Source organism: Phenylobacterium sp. (assembly GCF_030693805.1).
Lineage (GTDB): Bacteria > Pseudomonadota > Alphaproteobacteria > Caulobacterales > Caulobacteraceae > Phenylobacterium.
The window spans coordinates 1-1,031 of the sequence record NZ_JAUXZW010000300.1; the positions used below are offsets into that span (position 1 = coordinate 1).

Consider the following 1,031-nt stretch of genomic DNA (forward strand, 5'->3'; position numbering starts at 1 on the left):
AATCTAAAACCAGAATTAAAATTAGCATTTAAAAATCCTTCGGCGAAAAGGCTGAAGAAATAACGAATAATTCTGCAGGCATCTACGTTGGCGGATGAAGCCTTTTTTGGAACCATACACGAACTGATTGCATCTTTTCTAATTGTCCGGTGGAAACTTTTCGACGGCAAGTTGACTGTTCTTCGCTGTTTTCGGGCGCTCCCCAACGGATTTCGGCACCATCGTTCGGATTGTAGGCCATTTCAAATGCAGCACGCCGTTTCAGTATCTCGCTGAGCGTTAGCTTTTGTTCGGTACCATTGCTTCGGGTATAAGTGATCGAAAGTTCATTTAACTTCTTTTCGAGAAGCTCTTTCAAATTTTCTTTTACTTTTTCAGGAGATTGCAATATGCTGATTTTGTAGTTATCAGGTGAACGCATCACTTTATCCGGGAAATCAGTTACCGCATCCATCGCGATCAGTAAACGCAAGTCGCGGTTGGGAGTTGAAAAGTCTTCCCAAATACCACCGGTCTGGAATACTCCGGCGGCCCGGCCCGGCATTGGAATAACAGTTCCCGGGTGTGCTTTCATATATTCTTCACCATTTTTAACCGATGTTACCCGAACAACCAATTGCTCGTGGAGCGCTTTGATCAGATCAAACATGGCGGCTTCAGGATCAAGCGGTTTCGGGTTAATGATCCGTTCCATCGTGTGGTAAAAATCAGCGCTGCTCATTCCTTTTTGCTGAAGGGAAAATGGGATTAGTCCAGAATTGGCATTTAATTCCTCAGTTTTAAGCATCCCGATTTTACCTTCATTCAAAACGATTGGCCTGAATATTTTGAATCCCGGATCCCCGATCACTTCGGTTTCGTTGGTATTAAATAAAAAATTGCCTTTCCAAAATCGCTTGATACCGACAGTACCATCCGGTTGGGCATCAACCGAGAGAAGCATTCCCGGACTGTCAGAGGTCTGTGGAATTTTACGAACGAGTATTAGCGTATGTCCGTATGGATCGGCAAATACGACACCCGGGCGAATG

Annotated in this window: 1 protein-coding gene; it reads right to left on the reverse strand. The window is 44.4% G+C overall.

All coding sequences use genetic code 11. The features are described from left to right. Positions 1-82: 82 nt before the first annotated feature. Positions 83-1,031, reverse strand: a 949-nt coding sequence (locus tag Q8M88_RS11535; RefSeq protein ID WP_305597303.1) for a hypothetical protein, incomplete at its 5' end; no start/stop codon positions are given.